This window comes from Kytococcus aerolatus (assembly GCF_900187395.1).
GTDB lineage: Bacteria > Actinomycetota > Actinomycetes > Actinomycetales > Dermatophilaceae > Kytococcus > Kytococcus aerolatus.
The window spans coordinates 724,316-741,576 of the sequence record NZ_FYEZ01000001.1; the positions used below are offsets into that span (position 1 = coordinate 724,316).

Below are 17,261 nucleotides of genomic sequence, written 5' to 3' on the forward strand. Positions count from 1 at the left end.
AGGATGGACCCATGGTCCAGCCCCACCCCGCCCCACAGACCGCCTGGCAGCGCACCCCGGCCGAGCACACCGCGGCCGTCCGCGCCCTCGCGCCGGAACCCCGCCCCGAGCGGATCCCCCTGCCGGAGGCCACAGGGCGCATCCTGGCCCGGGACGTCGCCTCCCCGCGGGAGCTGCCGCTCTGGGACTGCTCGGCGATGGACGGGTTCGCCGCCCGCCGCGCCGACCTGGCCGAGGGCGTCGTGCTGCCGGTGCGCGGCGACGTGCCCGCCGGTGTCGCCCCCGGACCGTTGGAGCCGGGGACGGCGATGCGGATCATGACCGGCTCCCCCGTGCCGCAGGGGGCCGACACCGTGGTGCCGGTGGAGCTCACGGACATCCCCCGCGGACCGGTCCCGCTGCCCCAGGAGGTCCGCGTGGACGAGCTGCCGGCCGGGGACAACACCCGCGCCGCCGGCAGCGACGTGACCACCGGGCAGGTCGTGGCGGAGGCCGGGACGGTCCTCGACGCCCTCACCCTGGGCGCCGTCGCCGCGGTGGGGGTGGCCGAGGTCGAGGCCACCCGCCCGGTGCGGGTCCGGGCCGTGGCCACGGGGGACGAGCTGGCCCCGCTGGGCACCGAGCCGGGCCCGGGGCAGCTCCCGGACTGCAACTCCTGGCTGGTGCACGGCCTGGCCACGGCGCTCGGCCATCCCACCGAGCGGGTCCTGCTCGACCACGACGACCCGGAGGAGCTCGGCCGCCGCCTGCCGGAGCTCACCGCGGACACCGACCTGCTCGTCTTCACCGGCGGGGTGAGCGCCGGCGCCTTCGAGGTGGTCCGCCAGTGCCTGGAGCCCCGCGGCATCGAGTTCGGGCAGGTGTCCATGCAGCCGGGCAAGCCGCAGGGCGTCGGGCAGCTCGACGGCGTGACCGTGCTCTGCCTGCCGGGCAACCCGGTCTCGGCGGTCGTGTCCTTCCTGGCCTTCGCCCGCCCGTGGCTGGATGCCGCCAGCGGTCGGGAGGCCCCCGGGCCGGTGACGGCTGTGCTCGGCGACGGGTGGGCCAAGAAGCCGGGCCGCACCCAGTACATGCCCGTCACCCTCAGCCCCGAGGAGGGCCGGCTGGTGGCCCGGCGGCGCAGCGCCGAGGGCTCCCTCTCGCACCTGGCCTCCCGCCTGGCGGGGGTGGACGGATTCGCGATCGTCCCGGCTGCGGCCGAGGGCGTGCAGGAGGGGGACCTCGTCGAGGTCATGATGGTGCCATGAGCCAGCCCTTCACCCATCTCGACGAGCAGGGCGCCGCCCGCATGGTCGACGTCACCCACAAGCAACCGACCGTGCGGCACGCGACCGCGCGGGCCACGGTGGAGCTCGGGCCCACCGTGGCCGCGGTCATGGACGACGGCGAGGTCCCCAAGGGGGACGTGCTGGCGGTGGCCCGCATCGCCGGCATCGCGGCGGCCAAGCGGGTGCCGGACCTGCTGCCCCTGGCCCACGTCATCGGCGTGCACCACGCCCGCATCGAGCTGGAGCGCGAGGGTGAGCTGCTCACCATCACCGCCGAGTGCGGCACCGCCGACCGCACCGGGGTGGAGATGGAGGCCCTCACCGCCGCGAGCGTGGCCGCCCTGGCCGTGGTGGACATGGTCAAGGGGCTCGACAAGGCCGTCCGCATCGGCGGGGTGGAGCTGATCGCGAAGTCCGGCGGCAAGTCCGGCGACTGGCACCGCGAGGGCTGAGCCCGCCCACCGGGTCCCGGGGCCGGCGGCCCCTCAGTGGTCACCGCCGCGCACCTGGTCGAGCAGGTGGTCCAGCAGCGGATCGAGCACGCCGATCGCGTCGCGCACCCCGCCGGTGCTGCCGGGCAGGGTGATGACGACGGTCCGCCCGTGCTCCGCCTCGACGAGGCCGGCCACCCCCCGGGTGAGCGGCGCCCCGGCCACGCCCTTCGCCGCGCCGACGGCCCGCACCTGCTCGATGATCCCCGGGATCTCCACGCTCAGCAGGGGCGCGACCACCTCGGGTGTGCGGTCGCGGGGCGTGACCCCGGTGCCGCCGGTGGTGAGCACGAGCTCGGCCCCCGCCTCGACGGCCCGCCGCACGGCCTGCGCCACGGGCTCCCCGTCCGGCACCACCACCCGCTCCACCGTGTGCCCCCTCCCGGCCAGCCACTCGGCGAGCAGCGGCCCGGAGCGGTCCTCGGCTCGACCGGCGCTCGCCCGGTCCGACGCGGTGACGACGTGACTGGTGACCATGTCACGCATCGTAGGGTTGAGGTCATGTCCCACCTGCCGCTCGTCGACCGGTTCGGCCGGGTGGCCACGGACCTACGACTCTCCGTGACCGACGTCTGCAACCTGCGCTGCACCTACTGCCTGCCGGAGGTGGTCGACGGCTGGCTGCCCCGTGCCGAGGTCCTGGACCGCGAGGAGCTCGTCCGCCTCGCCCGCATCGGCACCCGGACCCTGGGCATCGAGAAGATCCGCCTCACCGGGGGCGAGCCGCTCACCCGCCCCGACCTGGTCGAGATCGTCGCCGACCTGCACCGCGCCCTGCCCGAGGTGGAGCTGGCGCTCACCACGAACGGTCTCGGCCTGGCCCGGAAGGCCGGTGCCCTGCGCGAGGCCGGGCTGTCCCGCGTGAACGTCTCCCTGGACACCGTCGACCGGCACACCTACGCCCAGATCACCCGCCGGGACCGCCTCGACGAGGTGCTCGAGGGGCTCTCTGCGGCAGTCGCGGCCGGGCTCACCCCGGTGAAGGTCAACTGCGTCCCCACCCGCGGGATCAACGACGACGGCCTGCTCGACCTCGTGGACCACTGCGTCGAGACCGGCTGCGAGCTGCGCTTCATCGAGCAGATGCCGATCGGTGCCCCCCGCGACTGGGCCCGGGAGAACCTCGTGACCGCCCAGGAGGTGCGCGCCCAGGTCGCCACCCGGTACGAGCTGCGCGAGGTGCCCGCCCGCGGCGCCGCCCCCGCCGAGCTCTTCGACCTGTGGCGCGACGGGGAGCAGATGGGCCGGATCGGCACCATCGCCTCGGTCACCGAACCCTTCTGCGGCTCCTGCGACCGCACCCGGATCTCCGCCGACGGCCAGCTGCGCTCCTGCCTGTTCTCGCAGGACGAGACCGACCTGCGCGGCCTGCTCCGCGGCGGCGCGGACGACGAGCAGATCGCCCGCGCCTGGCTGGGCACGATGGCCGCCAAGCCCCGCGCCCACGGCTCGGACGCCGGTGGCTTCGGCGAGGACTTCGTGCAACCCGAGCGACCCATGAACGCGATCGGAGGATGACGACCATGACCCTGCAGATCCGCTGGTACGCCGGCGCGGCCCAGGCTGCCGGTACCGAGTCCGAGACGGCCACCCTCAGCGGGCCCGGCAGCATCCGGGAGGTGCTCGCCGCCCACCGCCCGGGCGCGGCGGCCGTCCTGGAGCGCTGCAGCTTCCTCGTCGACGGCCGCCGCCTGGAGGGTGAGGAGCCCTTCCCCACCGAGGCCGGCACGCTCGACGTGCTGCCGCCCTTCGCCGGCGGATGAGAACCGGCGAGGAGGCCACCCTCGAGAACACCGCAGCAATCGTTCTCTCCGGCGGGCGATCCGCCCGCATGGGGAGGCCGAAGCACGCGCTCGTGCGGGACGGTGTGACGCTGCTGGAGATCGCGCTCTCAGCCTGCCCCGGGGCGCGTCCGGTCGTGCTCGTGGGGCCCCCGTCGCTGCAGGCTGACCTGACCGCCGCGGGGCTGGCGGGACGGGTCGCCCTCACCCGGGAGGACCCCCCGGGCGGGGGACCGTGCGCGGGCCTGGCGGCCGGCATCGAGCGGGTGCCGGCCGGGGTGGAATGGGTCCAGCTGCTCACCTGCGACCTCCCCCGGGCCCCGGAGGTCGTGGCCGCCCTTGCCGCCGTCGAGCCTCCCCACGGGGCCGCGGCGGTTCTGGCCACGGACTCCTCCGGGTGGCCCCAGCTGCTCTGTGGCCGCTACCGGGCGGCACCCCTGCGGGCCGCGCTGGCCGGGGAGGTGCGGGACCGCTCGGCGCGCCGGGTGCTCGGTGATCTCGTCCGTCAGGAGATCCCGCTCGAGGACGTGCTCCTCGCCGACGTGGACGACCCGGACGCCGCCCGGCGGGCCGGGTTCAGCCCGCCCGGCGGCTGGTGAAGCGGGACAGCCCACCGGCCCACCGCCCGCGCAGGGCCACGATGACGGCCGCCGAGACGAGGAGCAGGACCACGCTGAGGGTGACGGCGGCCTGGGGGTCGTTCTGCATCGTGAGGTAGACGGCCAGGGGCATGGTCTGGGTGCTGCCGGGCAGGTTGCCGGCGAACACGATGGTGGCCCCGAACTCCCCCAGCGCCCGCGCCCAGCACAGGACCACCCCGGCCAGGAGCGAGGGGGCCGCCAGCGGCAGCGTGACCCGGCGGAAGGTCTGCCAGGCGTCCGCCCCGCACGTCCAGGCCGCCTCCTCCAGGCTGCGGTCGCGCTGGGCGAGGGCACCGTCCACGGTGGTCACGAGGAAGGGCATCGCCACGAAGGTCTGGGCCAGCACCACCGCGGCCGGGGTGAAGGGCAGGGTGACGCCGAACCAGGCGTCGAGCCGCTGCCCCAGGAGCCCGGTGCGCCCGAAGGCCATGAGCAGGGCGACACCGCCGACGGCCGGGGGCAGGACCAGGGGCAGGGTCACCAGGGCGCGCACCCCGGCGGCCACCCGGCGGCGGAACGCTCCCCGCTGGTCGCTCGCTGCCAGCCACCAGGCCAGGGGGACGCCGCACAGGACCGAGAGCGCCGTGGCCACGCTCGAGCTGGTCAGCGAGAGCACGAGGGCCTGCTGGACCGACTCCCGCCCCAGCACCCCGGGCATCGCGACCCAGTCGGCCCGAAGCAGGAGCGCCACCAGCGGCACGGCCACGAGGGCCACGGCCGCGGCCGCCAGCAGCGCCAGCGGCGCGGCTGACCAGTCGGTGCCGGACCGACGGGAGACCGGTGGGGTGGGCCTCGTCATGGCGCCGGGGCGAAGCCGGCCTCGTCGAGGGCGCGCCCGCCGTCCTCGGACCGGACCGCGTCGACGAGCTGCTGCGCCAGGTCGGCCTGCGCGCTGCCCTCGACGACGGCGATCGGGTAGTCGGTCGTCCCCGCGGCCCGCTCCGGGAGGTCGATACCCCGCACCCGGTCCCCCGCCGCCCGGACGTCGGTGGCGTAGACGAGCCCGGCGTCCACCTCGTCGAGCTCCGCCTTGGCCAGGACGGCGCGCACGTCAGGCTCGAGGGTGGCCGGCTCCACGTCCAGCCCCTGGTCGGCGAGCACGGCCTCGGCCAGCGCACCGCAGGGCACCTCCGGCTGGCAGAGCGCGAGCTCGACCCCCGGCCGTGCCAGGTCGGCCAGCCCGTGGACGTCACCGGGGTTGCTCGGCGGCACAGCCAGCTGGAGGCGGTTGCGGGCGAAGACCTCCGGGGAGCCCACCCGCCCCGCCTCCACGGCCGGGGCGAGGGTGCGCTCGTCCGCGGTCGCGATCACGTCGGCGGGGGCCCCGGCGGCCACCTGCGCGGCCAGGGCGGAGGAGCCCCCGAAGCTCAGCCGCACGGTGGTCCCGGGGTGGTCCTCCTCGAACTGCCCGGCGATCTCCTCGAAGGGCTCCCGCAGGCTGGCGGCGGCCAGCACGGTGAGGGTGCGCTCCTGCCCCTCACCCCCGTCCACCCCGGGCCCGGCGGGATCCGCACCGCACCCGGCCAGCAGGGGCAGACCGAGGAGCAGGACGGGCCAGCGAGCTGTCACGGAACCTCCCCGGGCCGGCAGGGCGCGACCGCTCGACGACGTGGACGACTGGGGCCGGACCGAGCCGGCGTCCGCGACAGGTTACTGCCCCTGCGAAGGCAGGTCCCGGCCCGACCGGGGCCGTCCGCTCCCGCCCCGACCTCAGCGGAGTGGCGGTGGCACCCTGAGGGCATGGCACGCCTGCTCCTGGTCCACCACTCCCCCTCGGCAACCACCACGGCGCTCACCGACGCCGTGCTCGGAGGAGCCCGCGACGACGCCATCGAGGGGGTGGAGGTCCACGTCCGTCCCGCCCTGGAGGCCACGGCCGAAGAGGTCCTCGCCGCGGACGCCGTCCTCCTGGGCACCTCGGCCAACTTCGGCTACATGTCGGGGGCCCTGAAGCACTTCTTCGACCGCACCTTCCTGGACATCGGCGGTGGCCTCGGCACGGACGGTGGTGCGACCGGTGGGCACGAGAGCACCCGTACCATCCCCTACGGGCTCTACGTCCACGGCCGCTACGACCTGACCGGCGCGGTGCGCTCGGTCGAGTCGATCGTGTCCGCCCTGCCCTGGCGGCGGGCCGCTCCCGTGCTGGAGGTGCTCGGCGACCTCGGCCCCACCGAGCTGGAGCAGGCCCACGAGCTCGGGGCCACGCTCGCCGCCCTGGTCTCGCCCGGAGGCTGACCCCTCCCCCGGGTACGACCGGCGCACCCCCGCGGACCCGTTAGGATTGTGCGGCCTGTGTCCTCGCCGGGACGCACACCATCCCGACCCCCCTGGGGAGAGAACATGCCCATCCACACCCGTCGCCGGAGCACCCCGCTCCGCCGGCGTGCGCTGCTGTCCGGAGCGCTCGTCGCCGGTGTCGGCCTGTCGGCCTGCTCGCCGCAGGCACCCACCGAGGTGATGCCCGAGCGCTTCGTCGACCCGCCCTACCTGGCGGAGGACATGGACGCCCAGGAGCAGGCCGAGGCCGAGGAGGCCTGGGAGCAGATCTCGGGCTGGGCCCTGGACAACGCGACCAGCGAGGGGGCGCTCGACCCCGAGAGGCCCACCACCGCCGCGGACCTGACCGAGCCCGTGGTCCGGCAGATGACCCCCCGTAGCGCGAAGGCCTGGGAGCGGCACGTGGAGGCCGACCTCGCCGGCGATCTCGACGCCCGCGACACGGTGAACCTCCTGCACTTCCACGAGTGGCCCAAGAACTTCAACCGACGCCGGATGGAACCGGTCCATCACGGCTCCTGGGTGACCGACGGCGAGGTGTACCCGGCCGAGGGCGAGGGATTCGACATCTCGATGACCGTCGTCACCCGAGCCGGTCTGACCTGGGACAAGCAGCTGGTCTCGCAGGACGTCAACCGCCGGGTGAACCTGCGGGTCGTCCCCGAGGGCGACCGCTGGCTGGTGGCGAACTACGACGGGAAGCTCCGCATCACCCCCTCGGCCAAGGACGTCTCCCCCAACGTCTGACCCGTCGCCGCGCGACGAAGGAGGGGCGGCCCCACCCTGTGGTGGGGCCGCCCCTCCTTCGTCGTCAGGCGCGCGCGTCGGCCGCGGCGGGTCGGGTGCCCCGACCGGCGGGGACGAGCGCCCGGGTGGCATGACCCACCAGCCACTCCAACGGTCCCTGCCGCTGCACGCTCAGCCAGGCCAGCGCGAAGACGACGACGACCAGCACCTGCAGGGCGAACTCCACCCCCACCCCGAAGGTCTCCAGGGGGAGCAGCAGCATCAGCAGGTGCAGGCAGTAGAGCGTGAGGGTCATGCGTCCGGGCGCCGTGAGCAGCAGCAGCGACCGCGAGAGCAGGGTCCCCAGCCCGAGCATGACGCCGATCACCAGGAGGGCGACACCGCTGGTGCGGAGCAGGTCCACCGGCGTCCCGCTGTGCGGGGCGATCGTGCTGAGCCACCACCAGGAGGTGGTGGGGACGGTGCCGTCCGGCCCCCAGACGAGGAGGTCAGCCGTCTCGTCCAGGGTCCACCCGGCTGCCATCTGCCCCTCGGCCACGTGCTCCAGCGCCCCCAGCGGCCCGGTGAGCACCTGGTAGACCACCCAGGAGAGGGCCGTGACGGCCACGCCGGCCAGCGCCAGGTGCACCGCCGAGATGCGCCGCCGCAGCCGCAGGCGGCCGATGCCCATCCCCAGCAGGATGTAGGGCAGCCAGCTCAGGGCGGGGAAGAGTCCGGTGACCACCAGGGTCTCCAGGAACTCGAGCGGCCGCGTGAACAGGTCCCCGGGGACCAGGTTGCCCAGGTTCGGCACCGGGTCGCCCTGCCGGAGCCAGTAGCTCAGCACCGGGCCCAGCACGGCCCCGACCGCGGCGAGGACGAAGAGCGGCCTGGCGCGCAGCCCGAGGAAAGGGATCGCCAGGGCGAACAGGGCCGCCAGGTAGGGCAGGATCACGCCGGCCGCGTCGACCGGGATGATCAGCCCCATGATCAGGCCGATGGCCAGGATGAGGATCGCCCGCACCCCCTGCCGCAGCATCGGCGTCCAGCGGCCCCGGGAGAGCGGCCGCGATCCCCCGCTCATGAGCGCCAGCGACACTCCGGCGAGGACGGCGAAGAGCGCCGAGGCCGTGCCCGAGGCCACCGTCCACGCGGGGTGGACCGTGATCTCGGGGGTGAAGGCGGGAAAGATGTGGACCGATATCATGCCCAGCAGCGCCAGCCCTCGGGCCGCGTCGAGACCGGTCAGGCGGTGCTCCGTCGGCCCCTGGTCCTCCGGGGTCGCCCGCCCCGCCGGCTCGCACGCGTGCGGGATGTCGGGGACGACCTCGGTGCTCAGACCGGTGTTGGGCCCGTCCAGGGAGTCGAAGGAGGTGGCGGTGTCCGAGACGAACTCGGTGGCGCGGATGGCGGGACTCATCGGGCGACCTCCAGGGTCTTCTCAACGGTGGTGGCGTCCTCGACCGCGGCCCGGACCGGCTGGGCCGGGATGCCCTGCCAGACGGTCCGTGCCGGCGTCGTCTCACCCTTCATGACCAGCGAGAGGGCCCGCAGGCGCGACCTCTCCTGCACGTCGGAGCCGTAGAGGACCACGGAGCGGGCACCGACCTCGGCCTCGTCCGCGACCCGCACCTCGTCCATCTTCATGACGCGGTCCTCGAAGAGGTGGGTCTGCAGCGAGACCGCGGGGCCGATGTATGCACGGCGCCCGATCGAGACCAGGTCGAACTCGGTGATGTAGGTGGACTCCACCAGGGCGTGGCGGCCCACCCGCACACCGAACAGGCGGAGCACCGGGCCGAGCATCGGGGTGCCCTGGAGGTGCATGAGCAGCACCGGCACCGCCGCGGCCTCGAACACGCCCGTGACGAGCTCGCTGACGCGCACGAACTGGCTCCACAGCGGCTCGACGCGCTTCCGGTAGCGGCCCATGAGCACCCACTTCATGAGGGCCACGAAGAGCGTCGTGGCCAGTCCGGCGAGCATGGCCACCGCCGGCAGGAGCATGATCATGGCCCACACGGGCAGCTCGGCGAAGGCCAGGGCCGAGGCCACCTGGAGGGTGGCGAAGGTGGACAGACCGAGCAGCGTGCCCGGCAGCGTGGCGCGCACGAACTCGATGAGATAGCGACCGATCACGACCTTGCGCGAGGGACGGTAGGTGTCCTCCTCGGAGTAGCCCTCGAACATCTCGCGCTGCGGGAGGAAGAAGGAGGGCGAGCCGAGCCAGGACTCACCGGGCTGGATGCCGGCGGCCGGCGGGGTGGACCCCACGCCGAGCAGGCTGTCCTGCCCCATCTTCGACCCCGAGGGGACGAAGGCGGCGTTGCCGACGAAGGCCCGCTCCCCGACCTCGGTGGGCCGGAAGGCGACGTGCCCGCGGCAGTAGGTCGCGCTGCCGACCGAGGCCATGTCGGCCACGAACGACTCGTCGTGCAGGGTCAGCAGGCTGGGGTCGATGTTGGCGATCGTGGACACCTCGGCCCGCTTGCCCACCCGGGCGCCCAGCAGCCGGAGCCACGGCGGGGTGTACAGCGTCGAGTACATGCTGTTGGTGAGCAGGAGGCTGGCCTCCAGGAGCCGGTCGGCGAACCACTTGTCGACGCCCAGCTGGGAGCGCAGGTGGTGGATCCCCACCGGCATCCGGGGCAGGCCGAAGTTCCGCAGCCCCAGGATGAGAGCGCAGGCGCTCACCACGAAGAGGGGGCCGGTGAGCAGCGAGGCGAGCAGCCCCCACCAGACGCCGCCCGCGAGGAGCGTGGCCCACACCAGGACCACGGGCAGCAGCAGCGCCAGCATCGGGAGGAGCTCCAGCCCGAGCACGCCCCACACGAAGCCGACGACCTGGGCCAGCCCCCAGCGGCGCGGCGCTCGGTCGCAGGCGGCCATCGTCACGACGATGTCGTCCCCGGGGGCGGGCACCACGGTGGCCGGCGAGCCGGCACGGACCTCGCCGGGGGGCATCGTGAGGTCGGGGCCGACGACCGACTGCTCCTGCACCATCGCGCCGATCCCGATCTCGCAGGGGGCGACCACCACGGAGTTGGCCAGGACGGTGGAGTCCTCGCGCAGGTGGATGTCCCCCACCTCGATGCGACCGCCGGACACCGACCAGGCGTCCAGGCGGGTGGCGTACCCGATCGCGACCCCCGCGTCGATCGTCACCCGCGCGGGCAGGGTGATGATCGGCGTCCCGACGTGGGCGGAGTCGTCCACCCGGGCGCCGGCCAGCCGGAGGTAGGGCGCGGCCAGGGCCGAGCCGGCGAGGTGGTTCATCGGGGAGAGCTCCATGGCCCGGCCGGCCATCCACACCCGCAGGTGCTCCATCGAGTAGAGCGGGTAGCTGCCCGGCTTCACGTCGCCCAGCAGGCGGGCCACGACGAGCGGGCCGACCCAGCGGGTTCCCAGGTAGGAGATCGGCAGCGAGACCGCCATGAGCTGCAGCAGGCTGATCGACGGCACACCCGAGTACCACCAGTAGGCGAGGGCCACCGGCGACATGGCGACCATGAGCATGAGCAGCACGGCCACGGCCTGGGCCAGGCCGAAGAGCCAGATCCGGCCCGTCGAGGCGTGCTCGATCGGCTCGGTGGTGAGGGCCTCGCCCACGTCCTCGGTGGCCCCGCTCTCGTCGAGGGTGCCGGTCATGCCGCGGACGGTGGGCGTGGCGTAGAGGTCCATCACCGACAGCTGGGCCCCTCGCGGGTCCTCGCGCAGACGGGAGACGAGAGAGGCCGCGACCAACGAGTGACCACCGAGGTCGTCGAAGAAGTTGGCCTGCACGGACAGCTGGTCGGGCTCCACCCCGAAGGCGTCGGCCCAGACCCCGGCCATCCACTCCTCGGTCGGGGTCGCGGGCGGGACGTGCTCACCGCCACCGACCAGGCGCGGGGTGCTCGGCCGAGGCAGGGCCTTGCGGTCGACCTTGCCGCTGGGCAGCATCGGCATCTCGTCAATGGTCTCGAGGAACGAGGGGACCATGTAGGACGGGAGCGTGTCCCGCATGTCCTCCCACAGCTTCTGCCGCAGGCCGTCGACGTCGGTCTCGTCCTCGTTCACCGTGATGTAGCCGGCCAGGTCGCCACCACCACCGTCGGGCCAGTAGTTGACCGCGGCGGTGGGCACCCGCGGGTCGCGCATCATCACGCTCTCGATCTCACCGAGGTCCACGCGGTGGCCGCGGATCTTCACCTCGGCGTCGGCGCGGCCCAGGTAGACGATCTCGCCGTCCTCCTGGAAGCGCGCCAGGTCACCGGTGCGGTAGATCCGCTCCCCGGAGCCCTCGGGGTCCTGAATGAACCGGTCGACGTTGAGCTCGGGGCGGTTGATGTAGCCGCGGGCCACACCGGGGCCGCCGATGCACAGCTCGCCGACCTCGCCGAAGGGCACCGGCTGGCGGTCGTCGTCGAGGATCGTCGCGGTGTAGGTGGGCACGGGCACACCGATGGTCACCGCCCGACCCGGCCGCAGGACGCCCCAGGTGCAGGTCACGGTCGCCTCGGTGGGTCCGTAGGTGTTGAGCATGCGCCGACCGGGGGCCCAGCGCTCGACGAGCTCGGCCGGGCAGGCCTCGCCGCCGACCATCACCGAGCGGATCGAGTCGATGGTGCGCTCGACGGTCGAGAGCACGGTGGGCACGCAGTAGAGGATCGTGATCCCGCGGGTCTCGAGGAACTCGGTGAGCCCGGCCCCGACGCGGCGAGCGTCGGTCGGGCCGGCCACCAGGGTCGCGCCGGCCGCCCAGGTGGGCCAGACCTCCTCGATGGCGAAGTCGAAGGCGATCGTCATGCCCTGGTAGATGCGGTCGGTCTCCCGGACGTCGTACACCTCGGTGATGACGTGGATGAAGTTGACGATGCTGCTCTGGGCGACGTCCACGCCCTTCGGCCGACCGCTGGAGCCCGAGGTGTAGATGATGTAGGCCGTCGGGTCGTCGAGCCCGTCCGGGGCGGGCCGCGTGGTCGGGGCCGCGGCCACCGCGTCCTGGGTCGACGGGTGGTCGAGCAGCAGCACCGGGGCGGCGCTGGCGTGGTGCGCCGGGATCCCGGAGGTGGACAGCAGCATCGACAGCGAGCTGTCCTCGGAGATGAAGCTCACACGGTCCGAGGGCGAGGCGGGGTCGATCGGCACGAAGGCGCAGCCAGCCTTCATGATGCCCAGCAGGCCGACGTACATCTCCAGCGAGCGGTTCAGGAGCAGGCCGATGCGCTGACCGGGCTCGACGCCCCGGTCCCGCAGGTGGTGGGCCAGGGCGTTGCCCAGCGCGTCCAGCTCCGCATAGGTCAGCCGCCGGTCCTCGAGCTCCAGGGCCACGTGGTGGGGAACGCGGTCCACACTGGCCTCGAAGTAGTGGTGCATCCGCTCCTGCATGGGCGGGCGGACGCCCGAGAGCTCGATCAGCTCGGTGGGCGACTTCAGGCGATCCGGCTCGGTTGGCGTCTGCAGGGCCACAGACTCCCCCTCAGGTGTTGAGTCAACGTCTCGGGTGACCGGCGGGACGTCGGGCCACAGGCACGGTCTCTGCCACTTTACACCCCCCGGAGGGGGTTCCCGAACCATCCCGCCTGCTGGTCAGGCCCCGGGGGTCGGGGTACCAAAGCGTCGCTCGAAGACCACCAGCGCCGCGACGACGACGGCCCCGAGGAGGCCCAGCAGCACCGGCCCGGTCACCGGGTCGGTCGGGCCGGTCACGGCCCCGGCCCCGTGCTCCCCGACGACCTCCTGCCAGGGCCACAGCGCCCGCAGGGAGCCGATCATCAGCCCGCTCATGGCCAGCAGGGTGACCCGGCGGTGGCGCAGCAGGAAGTAGCGGATGACACGCACGAAGGAGGCCAGCCCGACCATCGCCCCGAGGCCGAAGACGGCGATGTAGGTGAGATCGCGCTCGTCGATGGCGGCCATGGTGGGGGCGTAGAGGCCGATGGCCAGCAGGAAGAAGGAGCCGGAGACCCCCGGCACGACGAGCGCGCAGATGGCCACCGCCGCAGCGAGGAAGACCACGAGGAGGTTCGGCTGCATCCGGGTCTCCCCGCCGGCCATGCTGACCAGCAGGAAGCTGATGACGGCGGCCACGACCACGACGAGCACGGCGGCGACCGGGGAGAGCGTGGGACGCCCGGCGGCCTCGTCCTCGCGACGGCTGTCACGGGCCATGAGGAGCGGGACCGCGATCGAGGCCACCACGAGCCCCAGGAAGAGGCCGCGGGCGTGCTCGGGGTGGTCGACCACGAGATCGGCCATGGCCCCGGCAGCCAGCAGGACGGCCGCGAGCATGCCGGCCATGACCGGCACCAGAAGGCCCCACGAGCTCTGGCGCAGCTGACCGACGAAGCCATTCCACCGGTCGGGCCCCTGGACCAGCCGCTTGAGGGCGGACAGGACGTGGGCGGCGGAGTCGAGCAGCTCGTCGTAGACCCCGGTGACCAGGGCGACGGTGCCGCCGGAGACCCCCGGGACGAGCTCGGCCATGCCGATGAGGACCCCGCGGACGAGGTTGAGCAGGATGCCGAGCGGCGTCTGCCGACCGGTGGGTGCTCCGGGGGACGGGGCCTCGTGGGCGGCGTCCTGCGCGATCTGGCTGGTCATGGAGTGTGCTCTTCGTCCTTCGGTCGGCACGGGGTCCGGGGGACTGTATCCACCCCGCGGCCGACGGCAGGAATCCGCGACGGGCACGATGGGGACATGAACGCTGTCCCCTGCCCCTGCGGCTCGCCGGACTTCTCGACCTGCTGCGGTCCCCACCTGGCCGCAGAGACGCTGCCACCCACCGCGGAGGCACTCATGCGCTCGCGCTACTCCGCCTTCGCCCGCGGGGACTCCGAGCACCTGTGGCGCACCTGGCACCCCCGTACCCGTCCGGCCTCGGTGGATCTCGGCGACGCCGAGTGGACCGGGCTGGAGGTGCACGAGGTGGTGGGCGGCCGGCCCGGGCAGACCGAGGGCGTGGTGGAGTTCACGGCCCGCTCCCGGCAACCCGACGGGTCGTGCGAGGCGTTGCGCGAGCGCTCCCGCTTCGCGGTGCGGGCCGGGCGGTGGTTCTACGTGGACGGCGAGCAGCGCTGAGGCGCAGCGCCAGCACCGGCGCTCGGGTGCGCTCAGCCTGCCAGCTCGGTCAACCCGTCCAGATCGAGCAGGGCGATCTCGGCACCGGAGACCTCGACCAGGCCCCGCTTCTCCAGCCGTGCCAGGGCACGGCTGAACGACTCGGGCGTGACACCCAGGTAGGAGGCCACCTCCCGCTTGCGCATGGGCAGGCTCACCCGGACGTCCCGTCCCTGCACGGCGGCCGGCAGGTCCAGCAGGTAGTCGGCCAGGCGGGCTGCCATGTCGGTGCTGGTCAGGCGGGCGATGCGCTGCTCGGCGTCGGCCAGCCGCCGACTCATGGCCCCGAGCAGGTCGCGCGTGATGCGCGGGTGCTCCCCCATCAGCCCCGCGAGCTGGTCGTGCTGGAACACGCAGGCCACGACCGGTTCGATCGCGGTGGCCGTGTGGTCGGCGGGCCCACCGGCCAGGAAGGGGTGCTCCCCCACCACCTGCCCGGGGGCCACCGTGCGGACGATCCGCTGGGTGCCGTCGGCCCGGCCGTGGGTCAGCTTCACCGTTCCCTCGTGCAGCACGAACAGCTGACCGACCTCCTCGCCCTGCCGGTAGAAGTCGTGCCCGGCCTCCACCATCTCGGGGTGCGCGCAGGAGGCCACCTGTTGCTGGGCCTCCGGGTCGAGGCCGGCGAAGATCGGCACCTGGGTCACGCAGAGGTCCTGAGGCATGGATCCATCCTGCCTCGCCCGGCTTGATCTTGGTCAAGGAGACCTGGGGCGGACCTTCCTACCGTGAGGGCATCGACGGAGATCCCGTCGAGGACGGAAGGACGAATCATGACGAACACCGCTCTGCAGCACACCACCCTTCGCGCACAGGGGTTCTCCTGCCCCTCCTGCGTCAGCAAGATCGAGAAGCAGGTCCAGCGTCTTCCCGGCGTGGAGAAGGTCGAGGTGAAGTTCGCGAGCTCCCGGGTCGAGGTCGACCACGCGGAGTCCGTGACCCCCGAGGATCTCGTGGCAGCCGTCCGCAAGGCCGGGTACGAGTCCTCCCCCTCCGTCTTCTGAGCACGGGGCCCTCACCCCGAACGCCACCCAGCACCTCGCGAAAGGACTCCCATGACCATGACCCGGCCGCCCCTCTGGCGGCGCCTCGAGGGCTCCCCCTGGACCATCCCCGCCCTGGCCGCGCTGCTCGTGGTCGTCTCGTGGACGCTGGGCTGGTCCGGGCGGGACGGCGCGGCCGACCTGGTCATGCTGGCGGCCGCGGTGGTGGCGGGTCACCGCATCGCTCTCAGCGCCGTGCGCGCGCTGCTCAACCGGGTGGTCGGGATCGACCTGCTGGTCACGGTCGCCGCCGTCGGTGCCGTCCTGGTCGACAACTACTGGGAGGCCGCGGCGGTGACCACGCTGTTCGCGATCGGCGGGGCGCTGGAGGCCATGACCCTGGCCCGCACCCGATCGGCCCTCTCCGAGCTGGTGGACTCCGCCCCGGACATGGCCATGGTGGTGCGTGAGGGTGTCGAGACCGAGGTCCCGGCCCACGAGGTCCGCCCGGACGAGGTGGTGATCATCAAGGCCGGTGGCATCGTGCCCGTCGACGGCGAGGTCTTCGGCGGCCGGGCCGCGGTGAACGAGGCCAGCATCACCGGCGAGTCGATCCCGGTGGAGAAGACCGAGGGCGACCCCGTCTACGCCGGCACCGTCCTGACCGGGGGCCACGTCCGGGCCCGGGCCGTCTCCATCGGCGCCGAGACCACTCTGGCCCGGATCATCCGCCGGGTCGAGGACGCGCAGGACGCCAAGGCCCGCACGCAGACCTTCATGGAGCGCTTCTCCCGCTGGTACACCCCGGGCATCGTCCTGATGGCCCTGGTGACCGGTCTGGTCACCAGGAACGTGGAGCTGGCCCTGACCCTGCTGGTCATCGGCTGCCCCGGCGCGCTGGTGATCTCCATCCCCGTCGCCCTCGTGGCCGGGATCGGTCGCGGCGCACGGTCCGGGGTGCTCATCAAGGGTGGTGAGCACCTGGAACGGGCCGCCACCGTCGACGCGGTCGCACTGGACAAGACCGGCACCCTCACTGCCGGGGCGCCGGAGCTCACCGACGTCGTCCCCGTGACCCCGGGGGTCGACCGTGAGGAGGTGCTCCGTGCCGCCGCTCTGGCCGAGGTGGGCAGCGAGCATCCCCTGGCCGAGCCGATCGTCCGCCGAGCCCGCCAGGAGGGCCTGCTCGTGGGGAGCCCCGAGGGTGACTTCCGCCCCGTGGTGGGGCACGGCATCGTCGCCAGGGTCGAGGGGCGGACCATCGCGGTGGGCAAGCCCGAGCTGGGTGAGCAGGCATTCCCCGGCACCGACGCCACGGCCCTGCGGGAGCTCGTGGACGAGCTCGGGAGCCGGGGGCGCACGGCCATGGCCGTGGTCCGCGACGGAGAGCCGCTGGGCGTGGTGGCCGTCGCCGACACCCTGCGCCCCGAGTCCGCCGACGTGGTGGAACAGCTCCACCGCAGCGGTGTGAAGCGCGTGCTGATGCTCACCGGTGACCGCGAGTCGGTGGCCAGGGCCGTGGCCGCCGAGGTGGGTGACCTCGAGGTCCACGCCGGCCTCCTGCCGGAGGACAAGCTCGCCATCATCGAGCGGCTCCGGGCCGAGGGGCACCGGGTGGCCATGGTGGGAGACGGGGTGAACGACGCCCCGGCCTTGGCGAGCGCCGACATCGGCATCGCGATGGGTGCAGCGGGCAGCGGCCTCGCGGTGGAGACCGCGGACGTGGCCCTGATGGCCGACCGCATCGACCGGGTCGGCGACGCCCTGGGCCTGGCCCGCTCCACGGTGCGCGTGATGCACCAGAACATCGTGATCGCCCTGGTGACGGTGGCCCTGCTGCTGGCCGGTGTCTTCGCCGGCGGTGTGACCATGAGTCTGGGCATGCTGGTGCACGAGGCCTCGGTGCTGGTGGTCATCGTGAACGCGATGCGCCTGCTGCGTCACGAGCCGTGGGGTCACCGCTAGGGTGATGGTTCTTCCTCACTCCCCG

General features: G+C 73.5%; 17 protein-coding genes. 10 read left to right on the plus strand and 7 right to left on the minus strand.

The features are described 5' to 3' along the window. The first annotated feature begins 11 nt into the window (after positions 1–11). Together CFT82_RS03315 and moaC are read left to right on the plus strand one after the other, a co-directional pair. Positions 12–1,247, plus strand: coding sequence for a molybdopterin molybdotransferase MoeA (locus CFT82_RS03315; RefSeq protein WP_159461838.1), 1,236 nt, complete (start codon positions 12–14; stop codon positions 1,245–1,247). Then, positions 1,244–1,720, plus strand: a complete 477-nt coding sequence (gene moaC, locus CFT82_RS03320) for a cyclic pyranopterin monophosphate synthase MoaC (protein ID WP_088817639.1) — start codon at positions 1,244–1,246, stop codon at positions 1,718–1,720. The genes CFT82_RS03315 and moaC overlap by 4 nt, the downstream gene beginning before the upstream one ends. A 33-nt stretch (positions 1,721–1,753) precedes the next feature. On the opposite strand, the gene CFT82_RS03325 is transcribed toward moaC, so the two are convergent. After that, a complete protein-coding gene (locus tag CFT82_RS03325) occupies positions 1,754–2,236 on the minus strand; it encodes a MogA/MoaB family molybdenum cofactor biosynthesis protein (protein WP_088818303.1) in 483 nt (160 codons plus the stop codon). A 24-nt stretch (positions 2,237–2,260) separates the two neighbouring features. Between CFT82_RS03325 and moaA the strand changes: the two genes are divergently transcribed. Genes moaA through mobA form a run of 3 tightly spaced genes read left to right on the plus strand, consistent with a single transcriptional unit; the run spans position 2,261 to position 4,139 of the window. Continuing rightward, positions 2,261–3,277, plus strand: a complete 1,017-nt coding sequence (gene moaA, locus CFT82_RS03330; protein ID WP_088817640.1) for a GTP 3',8-cyclase MoaA — start codon at positions 2,261–2,263, stop codon at positions 3,275–3,277. A 5-nt stretch (positions 3,278–3,282) separates the two neighbouring features. Further along, positions 3,283–3,522, plus strand: a complete 240-nt coding sequence (locus CFT82_RS03335) for a MoaD/ThiS family protein (RefSeq protein WP_015779938.1) — start codon at positions 3,283–3,285, stop codon at positions 3,520–3,522. Continuing rightward, positions 3,519–4,139 carry a molybdenum cofactor guanylyltransferase gene (gene mobA, locus CFT82_RS03340; RefSeq protein ID WP_088817641.1) on the plus strand — a complete coding sequence of 207 codons (621 nt, stop codon included), beginning with the start codon at positions 3,519–3,521 and terminating at the stop codon, positions 4,137–4,139. Before CFT82_RS03335 ends, mobA begins: the two co-directional genes overlap by 4 nt. On the opposite strand, the gene CFT82_RS03345 is transcribed toward mobA, so the two are convergent. Together CFT82_RS03345 and modA are read right to left on the minus strand one after the other, a co-directional pair. Further along, positions 4,117–4,980 carry an ABC transporter permease gene (locus tag CFT82_RS03345; RefSeq protein ID WP_088817642.1) on the minus strand — a complete coding sequence of 288 codons (864 nt, stop codon included), beginning with the start codon at positions 4,978–4,980 and terminating at the stop codon, positions 4,117–4,119. The genes mobA and CFT82_RS03345 overlap by 23 nt on opposite strands. Beyond that, complete coding sequence (gene modA, locus CFT82_RS03350; RefSeq protein ID WP_143469469.1) at positions 4,977–5,750, minus strand: molybdate ABC transporter substrate-binding protein; 774 nt, start codon at positions 5,748–5,750, stop codon at positions 4,977–4,979. The genes CFT82_RS03345 and modA overlap by 4 nt, the downstream gene beginning before the upstream one ends. A gap of 171 nt (positions 5,751–5,921) precedes the next feature. Between modA and CFT82_RS03355 the strand changes: the two genes are divergently transcribed. Beyond that, a complete protein-coding gene (locus CFT82_RS03355; protein WP_088817643.1) occupies positions 5,922–6,419 on the plus strand; it encodes a flavodoxin family protein in 498 nt (165 codons plus the stop codon). Positions 6,420–6,524: 105 nt separating this feature from the next. Further along, a complete protein-coding gene (locus CFT82_RS03360; RefSeq protein ID WP_088817644.1) occupies positions 6,525–7,208 on the plus strand; it encodes a hypothetical protein in 684 nt (227 codons plus the stop codon). Positions 7,209–7,272: 64 nt separating this feature from the next. On the opposite strand, the gene CFT82_RS03365 is transcribed toward CFT82_RS03360, so the two are convergent. From CFT82_RS03365 to CFT82_RS03375, 3 genes are all read right to left on the minus strand, one after another. Then, entirely contained in the window at positions 7,273–8,607 is a 1,335-nt protein-coding gene (locus tag CFT82_RS03365; protein WP_088817645.1) for a heparan-alpha-glucosaminide N-acetyltransferase domain-containing protein, read from the minus strand. Next, complete coding sequence (locus tag CFT82_RS03370; protein WP_088817646.1) at positions 8,604–12,638, minus strand: Pls/PosA family non-ribosomal peptide synthetase; 4,035 nt, start codon at positions 12,636–12,638, stop codon at positions 8,604–8,606. Before CFT82_RS03370 ends, CFT82_RS03365 begins: the two co-directional genes overlap by 4 nt. Before the next feature lie 120 nt (positions 12,639–12,758). Further along, a complete protein-coding gene (locus CFT82_RS03375) occupies positions 12,759–13,772 on the minus strand; it encodes a DUF368 domain-containing protein (RefSeq protein ID WP_088817647.1) in 1,014 nt (337 codons plus the stop codon). Between the two features lie 96 nt (positions 13,773–13,868). On the opposite strand from CFT82_RS03375, the gene CFT82_RS03380 reads away from it, so the two are divergent. Continuing rightward, on the plus strand, positions 13,869–14,249 hold the full coding sequence (locus CFT82_RS03380; protein WP_015779947.1) for a YchJ family protein: 381 nt from the start codon (positions 13,869–13,871) through the stop codon (positions 14,247–14,249). 32 nt (positions 14,250–14,281) lie between these two features. On the opposite strand, the gene CFT82_RS03385 is transcribed toward CFT82_RS03380, so the two are convergent. Next, a complete protein-coding gene (locus tag CFT82_RS03385) occupies positions 14,282–14,953 on the minus strand; it encodes a Crp/Fnr family transcriptional regulator (RefSeq protein ID WP_088817648.1) in 672 nt (223 codons plus the stop codon). A 108-nt stretch (positions 14,954–15,061) separates the two neighbouring features. Here CFT82_RS03385 and CFT82_RS03390 point away from each other — a divergent pair, with 108 nt between their 5' ends. Further along, on the plus strand, positions 15,062–15,292 hold the full coding sequence (locus CFT82_RS03390) for a heavy-metal-associated domain-containing protein (RefSeq protein ID WP_015779949.1): 231 nt from the start codon (positions 15,062–15,064) through the stop codon (positions 15,290–15,292). Positions 15,293–15,349: 57 nt separating this feature from the next. Next, positions 15,350–17,236, plus strand: a complete 1,887-nt coding sequence (locus CFT82_RS03395) for a heavy metal translocating P-type ATPase (protein WP_088818304.1) — start codon at positions 15,350–15,352, stop codon at positions 17,234–17,236. The last annotated feature ends 25 nt before the right edge of the window (positions 17,237–17,261 follow it).